Below are 25087 nucleotides of genomic sequence, written 5' to 3' on the forward strand. Positions count from 1 at the left end.
GGCCGCCGGGTTTGAAATGCGCCCCCCCTGTAACAAGGGGCCCCCCCCCCCTCCCCCGGCCCCGCGCCCGCCCGCTCCCCGCGCTGGCCGCGGGGGGCCGCGAAGTGCCGCCGGACACGGTCGGCGACCGGTTCGGCGGATGTCTCATGTAGTCGTGTATCAGAAGTCAAAGAACACCGTTTCCGCATTGCCCTGGACGCGGATATCAAACCGGTAAGCGAGCCTCCCGTCCACCTCGCAACGCTCTGCAATCAGCGTTTGCCGACGTTCGGGCTGCTCGATCCGGTTGAGCACCGGGTCCACGGCGTTGGCCTGCGCCTCGTCTTCGAAGTACAGGCGGGTCTGCAGATGAATGTTGATGCCACGGGCAAACAGCGAGACGTTGACGTGCGGCGCCATGGGTATACCGGCGGCGTTCTTCACCACACCGGGCTTGATGGTCTGCACCCGCCATTCGCCAGCGTCGAAGGTCGTAGCCGTGCGCCCGAAGCCGTTGAAGGGCTTTTCCAGGTCATAGGCAGCGTCATACACCCCTTCGTGATTCGCCTGCCACAGCTCCAGGAACGAATCGCGGATCAGGTGGCCATTGCCGTCGTACACGTGGCCTATCAGCAGGATGTGTTCGCCCGGCGCACCAGGCTTGGCCATCTCGCTCCAGATTTCCTGGTCGCGGGCGGGGTTGCCGGCAGCGGCCAGCGCCAGGCCGATGTGCACGTAGGGGCCGGCGGTCTGCGAGGGGGTTTCCGGCAGCAGTTCAATGGGCATGGTCGATCCTCCTCACTTGTTCTCGAAATGGGTCTTGCGCTGGCCGCGCAGCACGATGTCGAAGCGGTAGGCCAGGCAATCCATGGGATTGGCGTTGCTCATGTCCAGCTTCGCGATCAGGGTTTGCACCGCGTCCGGGTGGGCAATCGACTTGACGATGGGGCACATCGGGATCAGCGGGTCACCCTCGAAGTACAGCTGGGTGATCAGGCGCGTGGAAATCGACGGGCCGCTGATGGAGAAGTGCACATGCGCCGGGCGCCAGTCATTCGGACCGTTGCCCCAAGGGTAAGGGCCGGGCTTGATGGTGCGGAAGATGTAGCGCCCTTCGCTGTCGGTCAGCGCGCGGCCGACGCCGCCGAAGTTCGGGTCCAGCGGCGCGAGGTAGCGATCGTTCTTGTGGCGGTAGCGGCCGCCGGCGTTGGCCTGCCACATCTCCACCAGGGTGTGCGGCACGGGTTTGCCGTACTGGTCCATCACCCGACCGGAAATCAGGATGCGCTCGCCGATCGGCAGGCCGCCGTTGTTGAAGTTGAGCAGCAGGTCGTTGTCATGTTCGCCCAGCTTCAGGTGCGAGAAGTCCGGGCCGCTGGTTTCGGAGACCGATTGCGGAATGCTCACCAGCGCCTGGCGCGGCGAGCGGGTTATGGAGGTCTTGTAGTCGGGCGTGAGGGCTTTGGGGTGCCAGTTTCGGTCACGAATGACGAAGCGGCTGTTTTCCGCGTCGGACATGTCGGTCTCCTCTTGTTGGATTTATCGGAGCCTGTTGCATCAGGCAGTGCGGCGGAGTGTCGCCCGCAAGCCAGACGCCGAAAACTGAAAAGATGCCGCCAACCCATAACCAAATGGTTATGGATAAGTCCCTTCGCGGTAAGCCTCTCCTACCTCGCGCAGGACGTCCAGACACCAGTGCGCGCCCAGCGAAAGAGGCAACGTCGAGTTACTGCAGACGCCTACTGAACCGCCCGGCTCCTGCACATCCAGCGGCAGCTCCAGCATATCCCCGGAGCGCAGGTCCAGACGTACCGAATCCAGCGGGGCGATCCACAGCGCGTCGCTGGTCAATACATAACGGCGGGCGAGCACGGTGGACAGGGTTTCCAACCGCTGGCGCGGCTGGCCGAGGCCGCTCTGCACCAGCAGGCTGTCGGCGGACTTGCGGATGGTGGTGCCGGCCAACGGTAGTACCAGCGGCCAGTCGTCCAGCGCCGAGGGCGGCAGAGGCCGTCCCAGCAGCGGATGGCCGGCGCGAGCCACCAGGGTCATGGATTCGCTGTACAGGTGCTCGAAGGCCAGACCCTGTATCTGCGGGCTTTCGGTCATGCGCCCGACCACCAGGTCCAGTTCGCCCACGCGCAGTTGCGAGAGCAGGTGCGCGCTCGGCCCAGTGACCACACTGACCACCAGCGCCGGGTGCCGCTCGTGCAGGCGCCGCACCGTCTCAGGCATCAGCAGGCTTTCCACCGTGGAAAGCACGCCCAGGCGCACCGTACTGGAGGCGTACTCGCCGCCGCGCAGACTGTTCACCCCATCACGCAGCGCCTGCACGCACGGGCCGGCGTATCGCAGGAAGGCCACGCCCGCCTCGGTCAGGCTGGCGCCGCTCTTGCCACGTTCGAACAGGCTGGCTTCGAGCAGGTCCTCCAGTTCCCTGAGCGTCTTCGAGATGGCCGGCTGGCTCACCGCCAGGGCATCCGCCGCGCGGGCCAGGCTGCCCTGGCGGGCCACTTCGAGGAAACACACCAGATGGCGGAACTTGATACGCGAATCGATATTCATGACGGCTCAACGCGGTTCGCGGAACGCGCGGGGCGAAACCCCGGCGTAGCGCTTGAAGAATCGGGAGAAGTAGGCCGGTTCGGAGAAGCCCAGGCTGTCCGACACCTGCTGGATGGTCATGGCTGTGTACACCAGGTTGCGCTTGGCCTCCAGCAGCAGGCGCTGGTGGATCATCTGCAGCGCCGACTGCCCGGCCAAGCGCCGGCACAGCGCATTGAGGTGCGCGGCACTGATGCCCAGCGCCGCCGCGTAATGCTCGATGGGCCGGTGTTCGCGGAAATCCTGCTCCAGCAGGCGGGAAAACGCATGCACATGTTCGACGCCGCGATCCTGCTGGCTCGCCTGCGCGCGCGCCTGCTCCAGTGCCCGGCGGGTGAGCCACACCAGCAGCATGTTGAGCAGCGACTGCAGCATCAGGTCGCGGCCCGGCGCCTGCTGCGCGTATTCGCGGTCGATGGACTCGAACAGCCCATCGAGCTGATGCATGTCCTCCCCTACGGTGAAGCAGGCCGGTTGCTCCAGCACCGAGCTTTGCAGCAGACCGCCGAGCTGTTCCGCCAACGGCAACCCCATGCTCAGCACCCAGCCCTGCACGTCCTCGGCGAAGCGGAAACCATGCACCGCCAGCGCCGGCGTGACCTGCAGCGAAGCCTCGCGCACCGGCGTCACCCGCCCCTCAACTTCCAGCTCCGCCGCGCCGGCTTGCACATACAGCAGCTGCACCAGGTCGCCATGGCGATGGGGGCGGATTTCCCAATCGTGCAGCCGGCTGCGCGAGGCGATGGATTCGCAGTGGATCAGGTCAGGAGTCGGCCAGGCCGTCGTCTCGCCATACAGGCGGAACACCGGGACCGGTGTGTCAGCACGCTGTTCGATCACCGCCCACATCCATGAAAAGTCCAAGAAGACTGTTGGAAATTACCTTCAAAGGCCGATCCCATCCACAAAAAATGCAGGAGACAAAAACAACAGCGCTCTCCAAGGAGCCATTTCATGAAGACTCAAGTTGCCATCATCGGCGCCGGTCCTGCCGGACTCCTGCTTGGCCAGCTGCTGCACAAGGCTGGCATCGACACCGTGATCCTCGAACGCCAGACACCTGACTACGTGCTCAGCCGCATCCGCGCCGGCGTGCTCGAACAAGGTTGCGCCGACCTGCTGCGCGAAGCCGGAGCAGGCGCGCGGATGGACGCCGAAGGCCTGCTGCATGACGGCTTCGAACTGGTATTCAATGGCCGCCGCGAACGTATCGACCTCAAGGCTCTTACCGGCGGCAAGCAGGTAATGGTCTACGGCCAGACCGAAGTCACCCGCGACCTGATGCAGGCCCGCGCGGCCAGCGGCGCGATGAGCGTGTACGAAGCGGCCGACGTGGAGCTGCATGATGTCACCAGCGAAAAGCCCTACGTCACTTTCACTCACCAGGGCGAACGCGTGCGCCTGGACTGCGATTACATCGCCGGCTGCGACGGCTTCCACGGCATCGCCCGGCGCAGCATTCCCGCCGAGCGCCTGAGCGTCTTCGAGCGCGTCTACCCGTTCGGCTGGCTTGGGCTGCTCAGCGATACCCCGCCAGTCAACCACGAACTCATCTACGCCAGCAGCGAACGTGGCTTCAGCCTGTGCAGCCAGCGCAGCGCCACCCGCAGCCGCTACTACCTGCAGGTGGGGCTGGATGAAAAAGTCGAGGACTGGTCCGACGAGCGCTTCTGGGAAGAACTCAAGCGCCGCATTCCAGAGGACGCCGCACGCCAGCTGATCACCGGTCCGTCCCTGGAGAAGAGCATTGCCCCGCTGCGCAGCTTCGTCGTCGAGCCACTGCAATACGGCCGGCTGTTCCTGGTTGGAGACGCCGGACACATCGTCCCACCCACCGGCGCCAAAGGCCTGAACCTCGCCGCCAGCGACGTCGACGCGCTGCACCGCATCCTGGTGAAGGTCTACGGCGACGGCCGCACCGACCTGCTGGAACAGTATTCGCCGATAGCTCTAAGGCGCATCTGGAAGGCCGAACGCTTCTCCTGGTGGATGACCTCAATGCTGCACCAGTTCCCCGACAGCGACGCCTTCACCCGGCGCATGCTGGAGACCGAGCTGGACTACTTCCTCGGCTCCGAGGCCGGCCGCACGACCATCGCCGAGAACTACGTCGGGTTGCCATTCGAGGAAGTGACCTGACGTCCCGCTGGCAGGACAGGGTGAGAGGCTCTTGATCTCGTAGGAGCGGAGCTTCTCCGCGATCCGGCCGACAGGCCGGTGCAAGCGACAACGGTCCCGGCTACGCCGGGATTTCGCGGAGAAGCTCCGCTCCTACAAAAAGCCCCTAGCTCCGAAGCGAGCTTGCTCGCGAACCGCCCATACGTGAACTCTCCGAACCAACCTCCGTCCTTCCCGCCCTACGACCCTGTTATCGCGCAAGGCGCCCGGCCACGCCGGATTTCGCGGAGAAGCTCCGCTCCTACAGAAGCCCCAACTCCGAAGCACGACCTGTAGGAGCGAGCTTGCTCGCGAACCGCCTGGCAACGGAGTTACCGGCGAAATCCCTTCGCGAGCAAGCTCGCTCCTACGAAAAGCCCCACCAACTATCCTTACTGCTCCAACCCCGCCGCTCGCCGCGACACCGCTGGAGGCGACCATCGACCCGGACGAAGCGAACTTCCTCAGCTACCTGCTCGCCGAAGCCGGCGACGGCGACGCGCGCGCCTTCGCCACGCTGTACCGCAACACGGCCTCGCGCCTCTACCCACTGGCGCTGAAGCTGAAGACTGATCCGTCAGAAGCGGACGCCCTGCTGGTCGACACCTTCCTGCACATCTGGACGGATGCCGACCGCTACCACCCCACGCGAATCGCCGCGCTGGACTGGATGATCGCCCTGCTCTACCAGCTCGCCGGCCACCCTTCCCCGCCGCCCAGCGACGAACCCTGCCCGGAACTGCCGCCACCGGACGAGCTCTGGCAAGCCATCCGCGCACGCCTTCCCGATGAAGAAGACGACAGCCCCAGCCTGCGCTGGCCGCTGATCATCGTCAGCGTGGTCGGCCTGCTGATCGGCGCGGCGATCTGCCTGAGCCTGCTGCTGGAACTTCGCCCCGCGTCCTAGGCATTCACCTGACAGACGATGGGTATCGCTTCGCTCCACGCCATCCTACGGAGAGCTCCGGGGTGGCAGATGGCAGGTCGTAGGATGGTGTGGAGCGAAGCGATACCCATGCCGCTGCTGCACCCTTACTCCCCCCGAAACCGCAAACATCCCGCCCCAGCCCCGTAATACGCCATAAAAACCCTGAATTCCGTACGGCATCGCCTTGCCAAGCCGTCGCGTACTTGGCATAAACGTCCGATTCTTTTTCGCACACCAAACAAGGAAGTTTCGATGCGCATTCTCGGACGCGTCCTACTTGCAGTCCTTCTGCTGCTCCTGCTCGTCGGCGGCGTCATCGCCTGGTACACCGCGCATCCCAATCTTCCCGAATATTCCAAGCCGGAGAAGATGGTCCACCTCGACCAGTGGAGCCCGAAGGATCGCGAGACCTACTACTACACGCCCCAGGGCACCCAGGTAAAAGGCCTGCGCTACGACTGGTTCACCCACCTCGAGCAACCCTTCTCCAGGGACAAGTTCGCCAGCCCCGAAAACCTCGCGCGCTTCGGCTTCCTCATCGAGCCCGAGCAGATCGGCCGCGACGCCGACGACACCCTGGCGGCTACTGCCAAGAACCCCGGCAACCTGCCTGTCGGCTTCGCCCGCCACCAGGACGGAGAGACCGGCGCCTGGTACCTCGACATCACCTGCTCCGCCTGCCACACCGGCGAGCTGCGTTATAAAGGCACCGCCGTGCGCATCGACGGCGGCGCGGCCATGCACTCCATCGCCTCCACCGTGCCCACCCTGCGCGGCGGCGCGTTCGGCCAGGCACTGGGGGCCAGCCTGGCCTCCACCTACTACGTGCCGTGGAAGTTCGACCGCTTCGCCAAGGGCGTGCTGGGCGACCGCTATCCCAAGGGCAAGGCCGCGCTCAGGCGCGACGTGCGCAACGTGCTCGGCACCCTCGTTTCCACCGCCTGGAACGACACCCACCGCGGCCTCTACCCGACCCTGGAAGGCCCCGGCCGCGCCGACGCCTTCGGGCGCATCGCCAACAGCGTGTTCGGCGATGGCATCGACGCCTCCAACTACCGCGTCGCCAACGCCCCGGTGAACTACCCGCAGGTGTGGGACATCTGGAAATTCGACTGGGTGCAGTGGAACGGCTCGGCCATGCAGCCCATGGCGCGCAACATTGGCGAAGCCCTCGGCGTCGGCGCCACGCTGCGGATGTTCGAGAGCGACGGCAAACCGGTGATGGGCGATGAGCGCTACGCCTCCAGCGTGCGCCTGCGCGATCTCTACAGCCTCGAGGAAACCCTCAAGCAACTCAAGCCGCCGACCTGGCCCAAGGAAGTCTTCGGCGACATCGACCTGAAGAAAGCCTCCCAGGGCCGCGCGCTGTTCCAGGCCAACTGCGTCTACTGCCACGGCCCGCACATCAAGGCCCTCGGCGCCGCCGACACCATTGCCCCGGAGCGCGTCCCCGAGTGGGCGATGAAGATGGTGTCGACCAAGGAAATCGGCACCGACCCGACCACCGCCGACAACATCGCCGACCACACCTTCGACGTGCGCTCGCTGAAGTGGAGCCTCGAAGAACTGAAGAACATGAACGTCCGGCTCTACCCCAAGAGCGAGGAGCCGCTGGACCTGTCGAAGATCTCCGCCGCCAAGGGCCTGGCCTTCGTCACCGCGTACGTCGAACAGCGCGCCTACCGCGACGCCCACATCAGCCCCGAGCAGCAGAAGGAAATGAACGGCTACGGCCTCGACATCGGCGTGCGCGAATTGCGCGCCTACAAGGCCCGCCCGCTGGACGGCATCTGGGCCACGCCGCCCTTCCTGCACAACGGCTCGGTGCCCAACCTGTTCCAGATGCTCTCCCCGGTGGCCGAGCGCGACAGCCAGTTTTGGGTCGGCAGCTTCGAGTACGACCCGAAATACGCCGGCTACCGCACCGAGCGCTTCCCCGGCGGCTTCCTCTACAAGACCAGCGTCACCGGCAACAGCAACGGCGGCCACGAATTCCGCGACGGCTGCCGCCAGGACGGCGTCATCGGCCGCGCCCTGTCACCGGAAGAACGCTGGGCGCTGGTGGAATACCTGAAGGTCCTGGGCAACCCCGACTACGAAAACCGCCTCGACCGGAACGTCCCTACCCCGCCGTGGACGCCGGGACCGAAGTGCGAGTAAACGCGCCGGATCGCTCTTCGTAGGAGCGAGCTTGCTCGCGAACCCGCCTAACTCCAGCGCCGACGGATAGCCCGTTCGCGAGCAAGCTCGCTCCTACAACAGCCACACCGAAACACCGCAGCACCATCGACACACCGGACCAGTCCCCTCTCCCTTCAGGGAGAGGGCTAGGGCGAGGGCCAACCCCGCTCCGAATCACCACCGGAACACCGAACCAGCCCCCTCTCCCTTAAGGGAGAGGGTTGGGGAGAGGGCAACGCCCAGCACCATTCCCCACCGATCCGCCAAGCAGTCCCCTCTCCCAAGAAGCGAGAGGGTCAGGGAGAGGGAAGCTCCTGGGATCCCCTCCATAAAAAACACGAAAGGACCCCGTGCCATGCGCTCCCTGCTTACCCGAATCTGGCTCTTCCTCGGCAAATGGCTCGGCCGTCTGCTGCTCGCCGTGGCCGCCATCGGCCTGCTCGGCTGGGGCATCGGCAGCCTCTACTACGCGTGGAAATTCTCCGGTCCCGTCTCCGCCCAGGAAGAAATCCCGCCGGGCGAAGCCCAGCTCACCCAGGCCATCATCGAAGACGCCGTGCGCATCGTCGAACAGCACCGCGACAACACCCGCATCCTGCGTGACGCCCATGCCAAGGCCCACGGCTGCGTGAAGGCCGATGTCACGGTTGCCAGCGACCTCGCCCCCGGCCTGCGCCAGGGCGTATTCGCCGAACCCGGCCACAAATGGGAAGCCATGGTCCGCTTCTCCAACGGCAATGCCTACCCGCAGTTCGACAGCGCCCGCGACGCTCGCGGCATGGCCATCAAGCTGCTCGACGTGCCCGGCGCCAAGCTGATGCCCGGCAAGGGCCACGACACCGAGCAGGACTTCGTCATGTTCAACCACCCAGTGTTCTTCGTCCGCGACGTCGCCGAATACCGGCAGAACTTCGCCGCCCAGGCCAGCGGCCAGAAAGTCGCCGCGTTCTTCCCCAGCTGGAAGCCCAGCACCTGGGAAATCCGCCACCTGATCATCGCCCTGCAAACCCTCGCACCCGCCCCGGACAGCCCCCTGCAAGCCGGCTACAACGGCATCGCGCCCTACAAGCTGGGCGAGGAAAACAACATCAAGTACCGCGTCATCCCGCTGAGCGAAGGCTGCCCGGCCTACCAGTTGCCCAAGCTCAACGAAAAACTGCCCAACTTCCTGCGTACCGCCATGTACCAGCAACTCTCGGTCGACCGCGTCCCCGCCTGCTTCGCCCTGCAAGTGCAGAAACAGGACCCGAGCAAGTACATGCCCATCGAAGACACCAGCGTCGAATGGAGCGAGAAGGACTCCCCGTTCCAGACCGTCGCCACCGTCAGCATCCCGCCCCAGGACTTCGACAGCCGCGAGCAGAACCTCGCCTGCGACAACATTTCCTACAACCCATGGCATGCCCTCCCCGAGCATCGGCCGATCGGGGGCATCAACCGGCTGCGCAAGGCGGTTTACGAGGCGGTAAGTGTTTATCGCCATCAGAGGAATGGGGGGGGTGGGGAATGACCCGACACTCGAACCAACACCCGGAGAAACAAGGACGATCATGAAGTATCGCAATACCCTCCTCGCCCTGCTTATCGCAGTGGCAGGCACTGGCTGCACCCAGGAAGAAATGCGTCAGTTTCAGGAAGGACTGGACGCCCACAACCTGGAGATGAGCGCGCAGGATTACGTCGTGGTTCTGCACCCCGCCAAGGCTCTCAAGGTCTGTGAAGAGCAATTGCCGCAAGTGGCGATCAACTGCGTTGTCGACGGCAAGCTCATCGGCCCGCCAGCCAAGCGTCTGCCCTTCGGCGTCATGAATGAAAAACTTACCTATGAAGAACGCATCGCCCACGCCCAGATCGGCAACGTGCTGGTGCTGACCACGCAAACCACTCAGCACGGTTACAAGTACTTCACCGCCACGGGCTATTCCACCCTCAGCACCAGCCCGGAAAAGAAAGAATTCGAGCGATTCATTGGCACGCTCTGGACTAACGCCTCGGTGCCGATGAACATCCATCGCCCCGGCGACGAAGTGGCCGCCAGCTTCCTGTACCGCAACGACGCCAACGCTCCGCAGATCAACGCCGAACTGAAACGTCAGGCCGAACTTGAGGCTCGCAACGCCCAATTGCAGGCGGATCAACAAGCCTACGACAACTCCGACGAAGGCCGCGCCGAAGTCCTGCGCAACGCCATCCTGGCCTGTCAGGAGGAAATCGACGACGCCAAAGCCGATATCGCCGAAGACGACCGCGTCGCGAAGGTCTCAGGCGTCCGCAACCTCAGCCTCCGCCACGAAGCCGGCCTGCGCATTGTCCGGTGCCAGGACGATATGAAGGTATCGTGGAAGGCCTATAAAGAGTTAGGCGGGAAGGAGCGGACGATGGCGGAGTTGCTGAAGTAATTAATTGGAAATTTTGGCAGGGAATATCCCGCCATTTTTCAATCTATTTTCTCTGATCACCAATCATCATCCCCAAGGTACTCCGAGCCTTTCCGCAGCCTGCTGCAATTCGAACGGCAGTGCGTACGGGTACTGGAGTGGCAGGACGACCTGTGTGTGGGCTTCGGCGATCTGCCGCACGTGCTGGGCGGGCTAGAAATAATGCCCTGATCTTGTCGCTGGAGGGCGCAGAAGCCCGGCAAGTCGCTCTCGCCTCATTGGCCGAGGTGGATGCCTATCTTCTTGCCCACATCAGCTTCCGTCTGTGCGATTTTCACTGACCCTTTGCTCAATATGCCTTGAACCTGAGCGCCACTTCGGCATGAACGTTGAGTACAACGCATGGCGCGCACGATCGCGAGCGGTTATACGCGCTACAGGTTTACCGGGAAATGCCGTTCGTAGGATGGCGTGGAGCGCAGCGATACCCATCAATTCCCGCGCGCCGACAGCATGGGTATCGCTGCGCTCCACCCATCCTACTTGTACGTCACGGCGCCGTGGCGTCAGAGCTCCCCACCCAGCTTGAGCAACGTCATTATCAGCCCGCCGATCGTCATGAAGGACGCGAGCAGCGTGCCGAGGATCAGCGGGACGGCGAGACGTAGGGCGTCACTTCCAGCAGGAAGCCGAGGCGGATGGGGTGCGGGGTCAGGCAGGTGATCCGGTAGTCGCCGGGTTCGTTGCAGTGGAACTCGCCCAGGGGATTGCTGGAGTTGCCGCCCATGTCGCTGCGGCGCACGGTGAAGACGTTGAAGCGGCTGTACGCCTCGTAGCGAACGGGCTGGCCGCTGGCACAGGCGGTGACGGCGAAATCGGCGTCGAAATGCGCGGTACCGGTGACGACGGTGAAGGGCGGGAAGACGATGTTGACCACGTAGCGCCCCGGCTGCGGCAGCGCCACTACTTCCGCGCGGGCGGGGTCGGCCCAGCGGTAGCACAGGTCGGGGGCGATTACCCGGCGCAGTCCGCCGATGCAACGGATCAGCAGGTAGCCGCCGAGCAGCATCACCAGCGGTGCGCTCCACAGCAGAGTCGAGGGTTCTAGGCTCATGGCGGGTATCCGACCTGGGTTGGGGTTGGCACGGCGACGGCGCCCTTGCGCAGGGGCGCTGCGCGGCGGTCATGCATTCTGCCAGGGCATCGAGGGCTGATCACGCGGACGTGGGACGGATAAGGCGGCCGACGCTTCCGCCAGCATTCCGATAGCCCGTTGGCTCGTACAGGTACTCCATGTTCGGTGCATCCTGCAGGAGCTCAGGAGGTGCCGCCTTGGAAGCCGCTGAAGATCGTGGAGGAAAATCAGTAAGACCCAAGGGAAAGATACCACCTTCGCACCCCGCTCCCGTGCAGAACACCAGCCCAGAGCGGTTCCACCCAAGTTCCTCGCGTTACGCCGGCAGTCCCCACTCGTTACGGGGGGATGCAGGGTGTGAGAGAGCTCCGGACCATGGCTCTTCCTGTCGGTGGACGGGCCCGCCATTCCGAGGTCGCTCCTGCAAGGCGCCGGCGCAGCCCTCCTTCGATTGCCTTTCGCTGAACGGCACCGGGCAACTTCCCATGACGATCGCCCGGCCAGCCGCCCCTGGAGGACGCTTGCGATGAAACAGCTCACCCCGATGGACGCGCACTTTTTCTACTTCGACGCACCGCACCAGCCGATGGTCGTCGGCAGCCTGTGGATCTGTGACCAGCGCAGCGCACCCAATGGCCTGGTCCGGCACAAGGACATCATCCGCTTCATCAACAGCCGCCTGCACAATACGTCGCTGTTCCGCCGCCGCCTGCAGCACGCGCCCTTCCGCCTCGACGACCCGTACTGGGTGGAAGACAAGAGCTTCGACCTGGAGTACCACATCCGCCACGTGGGCCTGCCGCAGCCGGGTGATTGGCGCCAGCTGTGCATCTTCGCTGCACGGGCGATGTCGCGGACGCTGGACATGGAGCGGGCGCCCTGGGAGATCATCGTCATCGAGGGCCTGGATAATGTGGAAGGCGTCCCGGCCGGGAGTTTTGCCCTGCTGCTGCGCTTCCATCATTCCTACATCGACGGCATGGCGGGCATCCAGGTCAACAGCATGCTGATGACCGATCAGCCGGAGTTCGAAGAGGCCAATCAGCATCCGCTCTCCAACGAGCGGCTACCCAGCCGCACCCAGCTGTGGACCCGGACTATCCCGCGCCTTGCGATGCAACCCCTGCGCAGCATGCGCGCCAGCCTGCGCGTCGCCCACCGGGGCCTGCAATTGTTCTCGCAACGCCACGCCGATGCCATCCCCGCCCACGATGGCGTGCCAGGCAGCATCTTCAACGTGCAGGTTTCCCCGCACCGCACCTTCGGCGCGCTGGTCTGGAAGATCGGCGAGCTCAAGCAGGTACGCCGTTGCGTCCAGGGCGCCACGCTCAATGACGTCATCGTGGCGATCATCGGCGGCGCCCTGCGCCGTTACCTGGAACGTCGCGATGTGCTGCCGCACGGGCAATCGCTGGTTTCGCTGTGCCCGGTGGCAATCGCCACCGAACAGGGCAATCGCAACCAGGGCAACTTCATCTCCGCGATGCTGATCGGGGTCGGCACCGACATCGACGACGCGCAGGAGCGTCTGGAGATCGTCCATGAGCGCACGCAATCGGGCACGCACCTGGCCCGCGAGCAGATCAACGATCTGCTGCTCTCGGTCGGCGACATGCTGCCCGCCCCCGTGCGGATGCTCGGCGGCTGGCTATCCAAGCAGCTGCGCTACGTGGGCAACCGCCATCTGTGCAACATGGTCATCACCAACGTGCCGGGCCCGGCGGGCAACGAACGCAAATACTTCGCCGGGGCCGAGATCCAGGCGCTCTACCCGATCATTCCGGTGATGGACGACATCGGCATCTGCCACGGCCTGACCAGCCTGTACGACCAGATGATGCTGGGGGTGAACTGCGACCGCGAGGTGATGCCGGACATCGACGTCTACATGGACTGCCTGCGGCAATCCACCGACGAGTACCTGGCCCTGGCCCAGCAGAACGCTGCGCGGGTAGCTCCCGCGGCACAGGCCCCCGGCGAACCCCAACCCGCGCGCCGGCGCAAGGCGGCGGCAGACGCCACCGCCACCGATCCGTCCTGAAACCCACGGGCGCAGGGCATGGATGCCGCGCTCTGTCGATTGTTCCGATTCACGGAGAGACGCACATGCTTTGGCACAGAGCCACGACCAGCCGGCTGCAGAAGAGGATGGCGCAGGCCGGTTCCTATGCGGAATGGGCCCGGCTGGCCGTCGAACACGACCATGAGAGCGGCATGGAGGACTGGCGGCGCAACGAAGTCTCCAGCGAGTACGACTACCGCACGGTGCGCCAGCGCTTCGAACGCCTGCGCGGCATGCGTACCGCAGGCTCCTACGCGAACCTGATGTTCGCGCTCAACGAAGGCATCCACGGCAACCTCGCCGGCATGGGGCGGGCGGCGTTGTACAGCCATGCGCAGATGGGCACCAAGTACCTGATTCATGAATACATCGAGGAGGTCTGCCAATCGCTGGAAGCGCTCGACCAGCTGGACGACAAGGTGATTCCGCTGGCCGAACGCAAGGATTTCTTCCTCCGCGCCAGCCACTGCTTCGGCCGCACGGCGCTGATGCTCAGCGGCGCGGCGATGCTGGGGTACTTCCATGTGGGGGTCCTCATGGCGCTGCTCAACGAAGGCCTGCTGCCTGCGATCATTTCCGGATCGAGCGCCGGCTCGCTGATTGCCGCCATCGTCTGCACCCACGGCGACGAAGAACTGGCGCAGAAGCTGGACCCGGAATGGCTGGCGATGCTGCCCAACGGCAGGAAACGGGGCCATGGCTGGATGCAGATCGTCGACGCCGCGACGCTGCTGCGCTACGTGGAACGCCTCGTTCCCGATCTGACCTTTGCAGAATCCCTGGCCATCAGCGGCCGGCACCTGAACATCACCGTCACGGGTCTGGAACCCCGCCAGGCGCCTCGCCTGCTGAATGCCATCACCGCGCCCAACGTGCTGGTCCGCTCGGCAGTCATGGCTTCCTGCAGCATCGCCGGCATTTTCCCTCCGGCCACCCTGCAGGCGAAGAATGCCAGCGGGCAGAAGGTTGCTTACCTCCCGGAACAGCAGTGGATCGATGGTTCATTTTCCGATGACCTGCCCAGCAAACGCCTGGGGCGCCTGTATGGCGTCAACCATTTCATTTCCAGCATGGCCAACCCCGCTGCGCTGATCCTGACACCCAATCCGAACGCACGGCGCAACCTGATCCAGTACGTGCTCGAACAACAGATTCGCCTGGGCAAGGGTGTCGCCACCCAGGCGCTGCGCTTTGGTCGCGACCACCTGCGCCTGCGCAACCGCACGCTGGCCCGCCTGCAGCACCTGAGCTATTCCACGCTGGTCCAGGACTACACGGCCGATATCAATATCTTCCTCGGCAAACGCTGGCACAGCCCGCTGAAACTGCTCCGACCGCTGCCGCTGGCCGAGATGAAACTACTGGTGCATGAGGGTGAAGTGTCCACCTGGGAGCGCATGGAGATGGTGCGCAGCTGTACCGCCATCAGCCGTACCCTGGACAACATCCTGAGCAAGCGTGGATGGGCCGTCTGAGTCTCGCTGCGGACTTTCGGGACCTACTGCTTGCCCCACGGGGAAGGACGTTGCGCGGCTCCGGTCGTACCGCGATTCCGCGCGGCAAGACTTCGTAATTATCGCCGCTACGCGCAGGAATTTTCCGATAGAGCTCACTCTTCCGGCTCCCTAGCCTTGCGCTCCATGTCATCGGCGCGCGCCAACTGCTCATCTCGTGCAGAACTTCCGCCGCCGTCCCGCCCTGGAGAGCCTTGCATGTCCCCAATCGAGAAGAAGTTGAACAAGCTGGCCGCCGCCTTCCGCGCGGCCCTGGCCAGGGGGAACTACCGACAGGGCCGCGATACCGCGCGCGAGGCCCTGAAGATGGCGCCGAACCATCCCACGCTGCTGGCGGACTATGCCCTGTGCCTGATGCGGACCAAGGACTACGAACAGTCCTACAAGACCTATCTGAAATTGCTCAAGATGCTGGGCAAAGAGAACATGCCGGGCACCGCGCTGGACGGGCTGACCGAGGTCTGTGGCTGGCTGAAGCGCGAGGACCTGGTGCGCCGCTACGGCAACCTGTCGCTGAGCGTGGCGGACCGCAAGTACAGCCAGTTCCCCGCCTACCCGCTACCCGACGCGCCGCCAGCGGCATTCGATGGGACCAATCCCGAGCGCAACCTGATCGTCTTTTCGCTGTTCGGCGCGCGCCCGCGCTACTGCGAGAGCGCGCTGAAAAGCGTGGAGGCCGCGCGCGAGTTGTTCCCGCAATGGCGCTGCCGCTTCTACGTGGATGATTCGGTGCCGCCAGCGGTGCTGGCTCGATTGAAGGAGGCTGGTGCGCAGGTCGTGCTGGTGGATGAAGCGACGCGCAGGGCCATCCCCGCGACCATGTGGCGCTTCCTGGTGATGGAGGACCGCGAGGTCTTGCGCTTCCAGGTACGCGACGCCGACTCGCTGCTCTCCGAGCGCGACCGCGCGGCAGTCGAAGCCTGGCTGCAGAGCGGCTGCTGGTATCACCACATGCGCGACTACTTCAGCCATACCGAGTTGCTGCTGGCGGGCATGTGGGCCGGCTGTCACAACCCGAACCTGCCGGGCATCCGCGAGCTGATCGCCCAGTACCTGAAAGAGGAAGACGCGCACCAGCGCTTCGCCGACCAGTACTTCCTGCGCCGCAGCCTGTGGCCGACCATCCGTCAGAGCCTGCTCAACCATGACGACCTGTTCGGCTTCCTCGAGGCGCAGCCCTTCCCGCCGCACGAGCCGGTGCGCTGGCCGATGGATGCCTTCCATGTGGGCTGCAATGCCAGTTACCAGGGCATCAAGGTGCAGAGCAAACTGAAGGACGGCGAACTCCAGCCCTGGGGATTGTTCGATGTCGAGGGCAACCTGTTGTGCCGTTATGAATCACCGGTTGCCAAGGGGCATTGGGAGGAATGGATGCCGTTCTTCCTCTGTGATGCCATTGCGGAGGGCAGCTGTACAGTGCGTAGCCTGGCGAAATGAGCGGGAGCACTGACCGCGCACCGGGGTGTGCTTCCATCTGGGAAATTTTCTCCGCGGCTCAGCCCTCTCCCCCGCCCTGGCTACGCGCCCCGCTCCGAAGGGAGAGGGCGCCTTCCGTGCCGCCTGATACAACCGTTTCAACTTGCACCGGCCCGGTCCCCCTCTCCCTTCGGAGCGGAACGCACGGCCAGGGGAGCGACGCAAACAGTCACACCGCCAGGCAGTGCGCTCAGGCGTCAGCCAGCGGGCGCGGCTTGTTGACGTATTTGAAGGTGCCGGACGCGGTTGCAACGACCACGCCCTGGCTGTTGCGCAGCTCGCCTTCGCAGAAGGCGATGGAACGGGTGTGGTGCTGGACCCTGCCGTAGGCTTCGAGCACTTCGCCCACCTCGCCGCCGGGGCGCAGGAAACTGGTCTTCATCTCTACCGTCACTACCCCTCGATAGGCCTCGTCGGCATCGCTGGCGCTCAGGGCCATGGCGACGTCGAGCAGGGTCATGATCAGCCCGCCATGGGCATTGGCCCAGCCGTTCACATGCTGCGGCTCGACGCGAACCACCAGGCGGCCCGGGCCATTCCCGTCCTCCGCCGGGGCGTGGCGGAATTGCAGGAAGTCGAGCATGGGAATGGCGATGCCACGGTGGACGGTGTAGAGCTTGAGCTGTTCGATATCGAGGGACATGCGGCTTTTCCGGAAGCTTCGTATGGGGCCCGGCGATGTTCCCCGCTCCAGCCGGCGCTTCGCAAGCCCGATGTAGCTTCATGCACAGCGGGAATGCCCGCCGATGGCGGCGCTCAGGCTGCCTGATCGGTAGTCAGCGGGACTTGCGGGTGCCGTGCTTCTTTTCCGTCTGGCGCTCGACGGCCTGGACGAAGAGTTCCTCGACCAGCAGCGACTGGATGGGGGTGCGCGTTTCCAGCGACAGGCTCATGGCTTCCAGCTTCTGGTTCACACCCAGCCGGGCGATGCCGCACAGCAGGATGCGCTGGGCGCCGAGGATGTTGCCTTTGTCGACGATGACTTCCCGGGGCTTTTCGCCATCCAGGTAACTGACCTTGAGAGCGATGGCGGTGTCGTCGCGCACGGCCAGGTTGAGCCAGGTGGCGACGTTGAACTCGACCACCCAGCCCAGTCCGGTCTTCTTGGCCACGGCTTCGCGGACCAGGTGAGCAGGGACCGGACCCAGGGGGGTGCTGTGGTTTTCCATGGGGCTACTTCTGACTGCTGCGGGTAGAGCGAAATGCGCTAACGGAAGACCCGATTTTATGTGAAGCAGTTCAAATTTACAGGGGGATTTTTGTAAGACGCCGGCTACAGGGTGTGCCCGACGTTACAGAAGCGAGCCGCTCTGGCATGCCGCTTTCGGCGTGGAAAGCTCTGAAGGAAGCGAAGCGACAGCGCGATTTATCGGCGACTGTCCGACGAAGTGGATTACCGCGTCATTCACGTCACGCAAGGCCGATCCGGCGAAGTGCCGAATCGACCTTGCCGTGTCTCATTGGCCGGCGCCAGCGCCAGCGAGGTTGGGCACTGTGGCCCGCTTGCTCAGGCCGCGCCAGCGAAGATGCGGGGCCTGTGTTCGCCCGAGCGGTTCTTGCGCACTTCCCGGCGCTCTCTGAAGTCCAGTTCTTCCAGGGCGTCCATGCGTTCCTGCAGGTCTTCGATGACCTGCGGGGTCAACAGCTTGCGATGTCGAGTCATACGCACCTCCTGCGTGCTGATGCCTCATTAATTGGAGTAGCACGGGCTGGGGAAGATTCAACGCCCAGGAGGGGCGGATTGACCCAGTGGTCCGGACGGCGGATATGGGAAAGCCAAGCGAAAGCAGCAAGGAGGAAAACCTGTAGGAGCGAGCTTGCTCGCGAAAAGCCCCAAGATTGGCGCTGCCGGGCAACTCGTTCGCGAGCAAGCTCGCTCCTACAAAAAAGCACGCGGCGTCCAACCGAGACCGGTTGGGCACCCTGTGAATCAGCGCAGTTCGTCGATCAGGCTCGCCACCGTCACCAACACCGCCCCCGCCAGCGCCTTGGAGCGCGCCCCGCTCCACCCGGTGCGCGCGTTGGGCGCCAGGTTGTGGTCCTTGAACGGCATCTCCAGGGTCAGCGACAGGCAGTCGTAGGTGCGGCCGACATGGTTGCAAGCCAGAGTCAGGTTGGCCTGGCCGGGCGCGTCCTTCGGATAGCCGTGCACGCTCTGGAATTCGCCATTGGCTTCCAGGCGCTCGCGGAACAGGCTTTCCAGGCGCTCAAGGCGCGGCGTGAATTCCGGGTTGCCTTCGCAGCCAGCAGCGAACACGAAGGGGATTTCCTCGTCGCCGTGCACGTCGAGGAACAGGTCCACGCCGTACTGGGCCATCTGCTCCTGGACGAACAGCACTTCCGGGCTCTCCTCGGCGCTGGGCGCCGCCCAGGCGCGGTTGAGGTCCTTGCCGGCGGCGTTGGTGCGCAGGTGGCCGTGGAAGGCGCCGTCGGGGTTCATGTTCGGCACCAGGTAGAAGTCGGCGCGTTCCAGCAGGCGCTGGATGTCGGCGTCGCCGGACTGCAGGCGGTCGATCAGGCCTTCCATGAACCACTCGGCCATGTGCTCGCCGGGGTGCTGCTGGGCGATCAGCCAGATCTTGCGCGCACCGGATGCGCCCTTGCCGATGCGCAGCAGCGGCAAGGCGCGATTCTCCAGGCTGTAGCCGGTGGCGAGCAGCTCAGCGCCGTTGGCCAGGGCGCGCTTGACCAGCTCGGCGTGGCGCTCGCGGCTATAGGGCTCGAAATAGGCGAACCAGGCCTGGGGTTGCTCGGCGGTGAGACCGAAGTGCAGCCCGTTGGAGTCATAGGTGCTGGGCACGCGGAACCAGTCGCGCTGATCAAAGGAGGCTACGGCGTTGTAGCCGGGCCAGCCGCCGGTGTAGCTGGAGCCGGGGGTATTGGTCAGGCTGAACTGGTACTGCTGGCCGGGCTCCAGGCTCTCGGCCTTGAAGTGGAACCATTGGAAGTGCGGGCTTTTGGTATCCGGGCGCAGCGCCAGGCGCGCGTGACGCGGGTCGCTGTCGTCGACGACCTGGATGTTGCCGCTGTCGAAATCGCAGTCGATCTTCATGAATTCTCCATAGACGCACCAACCTGAGGCGCCAAAGCCCGCATTTTCGCCCTCCCCGCCGCTCCTGTCATGTCCGCGCGACTTGCGCAGCTGCACATATTATGTTCGTAATATAAAGCAGGTAACGCTATTCCCAGGCCCTGCGCTGGTGATCCGGCGGGCACGGACTAACCTCGACTCACCCCTTTTCCTACTGCGGAGAACACTGCATGAGCGCTTACGATCTGATCGTCATTGGCGGCGGCCCCGGCGGCTACAACGCCGCGATTCGCGCGGGCCAGCTGGGCCTGAAAGTCGCCTGCGTGGAGGGCCGCGAGACCCTCGGCGGCACCTGCCTGAACGTCGGCTGCATGCCGTCCAAGGCGCTGCTGCATGCCTCTGAGCTGTATGAGGCGGCCGCCGGCGGCGAGTTCGCCAACCTCGGCATCCAGGTCAAGCCCAAGCTGGACCTGGCGCAGATGATGAAGCAGAAGGCCGAGAGCGTGACCGCGCTGACCAAGGGCGTGGAGTTCCTGTTCCGCAAGAACAAGGTGGACTGGGTGAAGGGCTGGGGCCGCATCGACGGGCCGGGCAAGGTCGAGGTAACGGCTGCTGACGGCAGCAAGAGCACGCTGACCGCCAAGGACATCATCATCGCCACCGGTTCGGAGCCCTCCCCGCTGCCGGGCGTCGAAGTCGACAACCAGCGCATCCTCGATTCCACCGGTGCGCTGTCCATTCCCGAAGTGCCCAGGCACCTGGTAGTGATCGGCGCTGGCGTCATCGGCCTGGAGCTGGGCTCGGTGTGGCGCCGCCTGGGCGCGGAAGTCACGGTCATCGAATACCTCGACCGCATCTGCCCGGGCATGGACCTGGAAACCGCCAAGACCTTCCAGCGCACCCTGACCAAGCAGGGCATGAGCTTCAAGCTGGGCTCCAAGGTCACCCAGGCCAAGGTCAGCGGCAAGCAGGTGACCCTCAGCGTGGAGCCGGCCGCCGGCGGTGCGGCGGAGTCGATCGAGGCCGATTACGTCCTGCTTGCCATCGGCCGCCGCCCCTATACCCAGGGCCTCGGGCTGGAAAGCGTGGGCCTGACGACCGACAAGCGCGGCATGCTGGAAAACCACGAACACCGCAGCAGCGTGCCGGGCATCTGGGTGATCGGCGACGTCACTTCCGGCCCGATGCTGGCGCACAAGGCCGAAGACGAGGCCATCGCCTGCGTCGAGCTGATCGCCGGCAAGGCCGGGGAAGTGAACTACGACGTGATCCCCAGCGTGATCTACACCCACCCGGAAGTCGCCACAGTGGGCAGGACCGAGGAGCAGCTCAAGGCCGAAGGGCGCGCCTACAAGGTGGGCAAGTTCCCCTTCACCGCCAACAGCCGGGCGAAGATCAACCACGAGACCGAAGGCTTCGTTAAGGTGCTGGCGGACGAGCGCAGCGACGAGATCCTTGGCGTACACATGATCGGCCCAAACGTCGGCGACATGATCGCGGAATATTGCGTGGCGATGGAGTTCCGCGGCGCCGCCGAGGACGTCGCGCGCACCTGCCACCCGCACCCGACCCGTTCCGAGGCGCTGCGCCAGGCGGCGATGAACGTGGACGGCTGGGCCATGCAGGCCTGACCGCCCGTCTCTTCCGACGAGCGGCAGGTGCGGCGCGACAGCGCACCTGCCGCAGCGCTGCAGGCCACGGCTGACGGGGCCTACAGCGTTTAACTCGGATTAATTTGCGACTACTTTGTGTACAAACGCGACATCGGCTGTGACTTTCTTCGACTCTGAAACCATCAATTGCGTGAACGAACACGAAAGTGGATGAACCGCTTTCGCCACTTCGCAATGGACTACCGCAGAGAGATCACAACCATGCATGCGACTCTTCGTTTCAACGAGGCTCTGCTGATCACCGGACGAGCCTTCCAACCCTTCCACTGCGTGACCTGGGTTGACCAGGGGGGCGACGGCAGCCTCGACCTGTCCGTCCTCGATCGTACCGGTACCCGCCTGCTGGGCCTCACCCGCATTCCCAGCTCCGCCTACTCCGACCCGGAACAGCTCGAAGGCCTGCTGAACCAGGCCCGCGACGAGCTGAACCGCGAAGGCTACCGTCTGCAGGAATGGCACATGCCCGCCTGATCCGCAGACAGCTACCGCGAAGAAGCCCGGCCCCGAGCCGGGCTTCTTCGTTTCCGACGCCAGCCGTCGGCCACCGCTCAATATCCCGCCCCGAACGCCGATAGCAGGTTATCGGTCCCGCCAGCTTCGCTTTCGAACACGCCCAGTCCATTCGTCCGATGACGGCCTTGCGATGGGACGTTCGCGGGCGTTGCGACCGACAATGATGGCAATTTGCACCCATCCTGTGCTCTGCTTCGCACGGACTACCCAGTCTCGTCTTCAACCGGGCCTTCGGCACGCAGTACGGTCTTCGTTCAATGCTCGATCTGCAGCGATATTTCTACAGTGGCGACACCCCTTCGCTGCTGGTCTTCGGCGAGCACAACCCGATGCTGGTGCTGCTCTCCGTGCTCATCGCCATCTTCGCCTCGACCATGGCCCTGCAGCTGTCGGGGGTGGCGCGGTTGGCGCGCAGCCCTTACTACCGCCAGTTGGCCATCGGCACCGGCGCCGTGGCGCTGGGCGGCGGGGTCTGGGCGATGCACTTCATCGGCATGCTGTCCTTCCAGCTCTGCGCGGCGGTGCGTTACGACCCGCTGATCACCCTGCTCTCCGGCCTGCCGAGCCTGTTCGCCTCGTGGATCGCCCTGAACCTGCTGGCCCGGCGCAACGTCAACCGCCTGCAGCTGGTCGGCGGCGGCGTACTGGTCGGCGCCGGCATCGGCGCCATGCACTACAGCGGCATGGCCGCCATGCAGATGGCCCCGCTGCTGCGTTACAACCCCTGGATGTTCGCCCTGTCGATCCTCGTCGCTGTGGTCCTGGCGGTCGTCGCGCTGTGGGTGCGTTTCGGCCTGCGCGGGCGGATGCGGCCGAACCTGACGATCCTGGTCAGCGGCGTGGTGATGGGCCTGGCGATCGCCGGCATGCACTACACCGGCATGGCCGCAGCGCGCTTCGTCGGCATGGAGGAGTTCGGCGTACCGCAGGGCGTGCAGGGCAGCTTCTACCTGGCGCTGGCGGTGTCCATGGCCACCGTCAGCCTGAGCGTCTGCGTCGCCGCGGTGAACGGCCTGCTGCGCTACCGCCAGCTGTTCCAGGAGCTGCAGCGCCGGCGCAAGCACCTGGATTCGCTGCTCGACGCCGCCGTCGAGGCCATCCTTACCATCGACCACGGCGGCGTGATCCGCTCGGTCAACCACGCCGTGCTGCGCCTGTTCGGCTGGGCCCCGCACGAGTTGGTCGGCCAGCCCATGCAGGTGCTGATGAACGAGGCCTACGGCGAACAGTTCCGCGTCGCGCTGGAAAACTACAAGCGCAGCGGCGAGCGTCAATTCCACAACTCCGAACTGGAGCTGGAAGGCCTGGCGCGCGATGGCCGCGAGTTCCCGGTGCGGGTGAGCCTTGGCGTCACCGACCACGACGGCAAGCCCTGGTTCGTCGTGTTCGTCGCCGACATCAGCGAACGCCGCGAGATGGAGCAGGCCCTGCGCACCCGCGAGGAACAGTACCGCTCGCTGATCCGCAACATGCCCGGCGTGGCCTTCCGCTGCCTGCTCGACGACGCCTGGAGCACCCTGTTCATCAGCGATGCGGTGGAAGACGTCACCGGCTGGTCGGCGCAGGACTTCATCGACCGGCGCATCACCTTCGGCCGGCTCTACCATCCTGACGACCAGGCAGCGGTGAACGAGGAAATCCGCCGCGCCATCGCCGAGGGGCGCAGCTACGTCGTCGAGTACCGCCTGTTCGACCGCAGCGGCCGCGAACGCTGGATCTGGGAAGGCGGCAGCGCCTGCTACGACGAGTCCGGCAAGCCCCAATGGATCGACGGCGTGCTGCTCGACCAGACCGAAACCAAGCTGCTGAGCAACGAGTACGAAGGCAAGGTGACCGCCATCGGCCGCGCCATGGCGCTGATCGAGTTCGACCTGGACGGCCGCGTGCTGGCCGCCAACGAGAACATCCTCGAACTCTTCGGCTACACCGAGGCCGAGGTGCTGGGCCAGCCGCACAGCCTGTTCTGCCCGCCGGACATCGCCGCCAGTGCCGAGTACCGGGCGTTCTGGCAGGGGCTGCGCGAAGGCGAGCACAGCGCTGGCGAATTCCGCCGCCTGGCCAAGGACGGGCGCGAGGTGTGGATCCACGCCACCTACAACCCGATCCTCGATTTCGACGGCAGGCCGGTGAAGGTGGTGAAACTGGCCACCGACCTCACCCCGCGCCGCGTCATGGAGCAGGAATTGCGCAGCGCCCGCGACCGCGCCGAACAGGCCGCCGCGGCGCGCAGCAGCTTCCTGGCCAACATGAGCCACGAGATCCGCACGCCGATGAATGCCATCATGGGCTTCACCGAACTGCTGCTGGATTCGCCGCTGGAAGAGAACCAGCGGCGCTACCTGACCACCGTGCAGAACGCCTCGCGCTCGCTGCTGGCCCTGCTCAACGACATCCTCGACACCGCCAAGCTGGACCGCGGCGCCATCGAACTGGAAGCCATCGATTTCTCCCTGCCGGAACTGTGCGAGCAGGTCTGTGCGGCGCTGCGGCTGTCCGCCGAGCGCAAGGGCCTGGACCTGCGGATCGACTACGGCCAGCGCGCCGGGGAGTACTTCCGCGGCGACCCGCTGCGCCTGCAGCAGGTGCTGACCAACCTGCTGGGCAATGCGGTGAAGTTCACCGAACGCGGCGAAGTGCGTCTGGTCATCCGCGGCGAACCGGGCGCGCTGCGCCTGGCCATCCGCGACACCGGCATCGGCATTGCCGCCGACCGCCTGGAACGCATCTTCGACCCCTTCGCCCAGGCCGACGCCTCGATGAGCCGGCGTTTCGGCGGCACCGGGCTGGGCACCACCATTTCGCGCCAGCTGGTGGAGTTGATGGGCGGACACATCAGCGTGGAAAGCGAAGCCGGCCGGGGCAGCGTGTTCACCGTCGACCTGCCGCTGCCGGCCGGCCGCAGCGTGCAGCCGACCACCCGCAGCCACGCGCCGAGCCTGCCGCCGCTGCGCATCCTGGTGGCGGACGACGTACCGCAGAACGTCGAGCTGCTGGAGCTGAACCTGCGCCGCCTGGGGCATCGCCCGCATAGCGTCGGCGATGGTCTGGCCGCCGTGGAAGCCTACAGCGCGCAGGATTTCGACCTGTTGCTGATGGACGTGCAGATGCCCGGCATGGACGGCCTGGAAGCCACCCGGCGCATCCGCCGTATCGAGCAGGAACGGGGCGTGGCGGCCGTGCCGATCATCGCGCTCACCGCCAGCGTGCTCGACCGCGACCGGCAGAACGCCCTGGACGCCGGCATGAACGGCTTCGCCAGCAAGCCGCTGGACCTCACCGGCCTGCTGGACGAAATGGCCCGCCTGCTCGGCGGCGCTACGGCGGTACGCAGCCCGCAAGCCCCCGCTCCCACACCACTGGCGACCCTCGACTGGGACGCCGGCGCGCGCCAGGATGTGCGCGTAGTGACTCATGCGGATGACGTGCAGGCCGGTCTCGTTGTCCTTGTACTCGGAC

The 25087-nt window shown here is 65.1% G+C and carries 20 protein-coding genes; 11 read left to right on the forward strand and 9 right to left on the reverse strand.

The genetic code is table 11. The features are described 5' to 3' along the window. Nucleotides 1-159: 159 nt before the first annotated feature. The 4 genes from pcaG to ACCC94_RS13580 all read right to left on the reverse strand — a co-directional run bounded on the left by pcaG (nt 160) and on the right by ACCC94_RS13580 (nt 3420). Nucleotides 160-765: a protocatechuate 3,4-dioxygenase subunit alpha gene (gene pcaG, locus ACCC94_RS13565; RefSeq protein WP_413349975.1), complete on the reverse strand. Its 606-nt coding sequence runs from the start codon at nt 763-765 to the stop codon at nt 160-162. 12 nt (nt 766-777) lie between these two features. After that, complete coding sequence (gene pcaH, locus ACCC94_RS13570; protein WP_413349976.1) at nt 778-1497, reverse strand: protocatechuate 3,4-dioxygenase subunit beta; 720 nt, start codon at nt 1495-1497, stop codon at nt 778-780. Nucleotides 1498-1614: 117 nt separating this feature from the next. Next, the gene (gene pcaQ / locus ACCC94_RS13575) at nt 1615-2544 is read right to left on the reverse strand and encodes a pca operon transcription factor PcaQ (protein ID WP_413349978.1); all 930 of its coding nucleotides are present in this window, start codon (nt 2542-2544) and stop codon (nt 1615-1617) included. A 6-nt stretch (nt 2545-2550) separates the two neighbouring features. Continuing rightward, the gene (locus tag ACCC94_RS13580) at nt 2551-3420 is read right to left on the reverse strand and encodes a helix-turn-helix domain-containing protein (RefSeq protein WP_413350001.1); all 870 of its coding nucleotides are present in this window, start codon (nt 3418-3420) and stop codon (nt 2551-2553) included. A gap of 117 nt (nt 3421-3537) precedes the next feature. Here ACCC94_RS13580 and pobA point away from each other — a divergent pair, with 117 nt between their 5' ends. The 5 genes from pobA to ACCC94_RS13605 all read left to right on the forward strand — a co-directional run bounded on the left by pobA (nt 3538) and on the right by ACCC94_RS13605 (nt 10248). Continuing rightward, nucleotides 3538-4722, forward strand: a complete 1185-nt coding sequence (gene pobA, locus ACCC94_RS13585) for a 4-hydroxybenzoate 3-monooxygenase (protein WP_413349979.1) — start codon at nt 3538-3540, stop codon at nt 4720-4722. A 688-nt stretch (nt 4723-5410) separates the two neighbouring features. Further along, nucleotides 5411-5647: a hypothetical protein gene (locus ACCC94_RS13590; RefSeq protein WP_413349981.1), complete on the forward strand. Its 237-nt coding sequence runs from the start codon at nt 5411-5413 to the stop codon at nt 5645-5647. 273 nt (nt 5648-5920) lie between these two features. Further along, nucleotides 5921-7828, forward strand: a complete 1908-nt coding sequence (locus ACCC94_RS13595) for a di-heme-cytochrome C peroxidase (RefSeq protein ID WP_413349982.1) — start codon at nt 5921-5923, stop codon at nt 7826-7828. Between the two features lie 376 nt (nt 7829-8204). Beyond that, on the forward strand, nt 8205-9359 hold the full coding sequence (locus ACCC94_RS13600; protein WP_413349984.1) for a catalase family protein: 1155 nt from the start codon (nt 8205-8207) through the stop codon (nt 9357-9359). Between the two features lie 40 nt (nt 9360-9399). After that, complete coding sequence (locus ACCC94_RS13605; protein WP_413349985.1) at nt 9400-10248, forward strand: hypothetical protein; 849 nt, start codon at nt 9400-9402, stop codon at nt 10246-10248. Between the two features lie 625 nt (nt 10249-10873). Here the strand turns inward: ACCC94_RS13605 and ACCC94_RS13610 are convergent. Further along, nucleotides 10874-11341, reverse strand: coding sequence for a hypothetical protein (locus ACCC94_RS13610; RefSeq protein ID WP_413349986.1), 468 nt, complete (start codon nt 11339-11341; stop codon nt 10874-10876). 547 nt (nt 11342-11888) lie between these two features. Here ACCC94_RS13610 and ACCC94_RS13615 point away from each other — a divergent pair. From ACCC94_RS13615 to ACCC94_RS13625, 3 genes are all read left to right on the forward strand, one after another. Beyond that, entirely contained in the window at nt 11889-13403 is a 1515-nt protein-coding gene (locus tag ACCC94_RS13615; protein WP_413349987.1) for a wax ester/triacylglycerol synthase family O-acyltransferase, read from the forward strand. A gap of 65 nt (nt 13404-13468) precedes the next feature. After that, nucleotides 13469-14899 (forward strand): patatin-like phospholipase family protein, encoded by a 1431-nt coding sequence (locus ACCC94_RS13620; RefSeq protein WP_413349988.1) that lies wholly within the window; start codon nt 13469-13471, stop codon nt 14897-14899. Nucleotides 14900-15136: 237 nt separating this feature from the next. Further along, nucleotides 15137-16375 (forward strand): tetratricopeptide repeat protein, encoded by a 1239-nt coding sequence (locus ACCC94_RS13625; RefSeq protein ID WP_413349989.1) that lies wholly within the window; start codon nt 15137-15139, stop codon nt 16373-16375. A 229-nt stretch (nt 16376-16604) separates the two neighbouring features. Here the strand turns inward: ACCC94_RS13625 and ACCC94_RS13630 are convergent, their stop codons facing one another. The 4 genes from ACCC94_RS13630 to ACCC94_RS13645 all read right to left on the reverse strand — a co-directional run bounded on the left by ACCC94_RS13630 (nt 16605) and on the right by ACCC94_RS13645 (nt 19466). Further along, the gene (locus tag ACCC94_RS13630) at nt 16605-17057 is read right to left on the reverse strand and encodes a PaaI family thioesterase (protein ID WP_413349990.1); all 453 of its coding nucleotides are present in this window, start codon (nt 17055-17057) and stop codon (nt 16605-16607) included. 133 nt (nt 17058-17190) lie between these two features. After that, a complete protein-coding gene (locus ACCC94_RS13635) occupies nt 17191-17583 on the reverse strand; it encodes a hypothetical protein (protein WP_413349992.1) in 393 nt (130 codons plus the stop codon). Nucleotides 17584-17921: 338 nt separating this feature from the next. Then, nucleotides 17922-18077 (reverse strand): hypothetical protein, encoded by a 156-nt coding sequence (locus tag ACCC94_RS13640; protein WP_413349994.1) that lies wholly within the window; start codon nt 18075-18077, stop codon nt 17922-17924. A 267-nt stretch (nt 18078-18344) separates the two neighbouring features. Then, a complete protein-coding gene (locus ACCC94_RS13645; protein ID WP_413349996.1) occupies nt 18345-19466 on the reverse strand; it encodes a M14-type cytosolic carboxypeptidase in 1122 nt (373 codons plus the stop codon). A 209-nt stretch (nt 19467-19675) separates the two neighbouring features. Here ACCC94_RS13645 and lpdA point away from each other — a divergent pair, with 209 nt between their 5' ends. From lpdA to ACCC94_RS13660, 3 genes are all read left to right on the forward strand, one after another. After that, complete coding sequence (lpdA, locus tag ACCC94_RS13650; protein WP_413349997.1) at nt 19676-21076, forward strand: dihydrolipoyl dehydrogenase; 1401 nt, start codon at nt 19676-19678, stop codon at nt 21074-21076. A gap of 243 nt (nt 21077-21319) precedes the next feature. Then, complete coding sequence (locus ACCC94_RS13655; protein WP_259754254.1) at nt 21320-21589, forward strand: hypothetical protein; 270 nt, start codon at nt 21320-21322, stop codon at nt 21587-21589. Nucleotides 21590-21888: 299 nt separating this feature from the next. Beyond that, on the forward strand, nt 21889-25087 hold a 3199-nt coding region (locus ACCC94_RS13660; RefSeq protein ID WP_413349999.1), incomplete at its 3' end, for a PAS domain S-box protein.

It is taken from the genome of Pseudomonas sp. Pseusp97, assembly GCF_047304025.1.
GTDB lineage: Bacteria > Pseudomonadota > Gammaproteobacteria > Pseudomonadales > Pseudomonadaceae > Pseudomonas.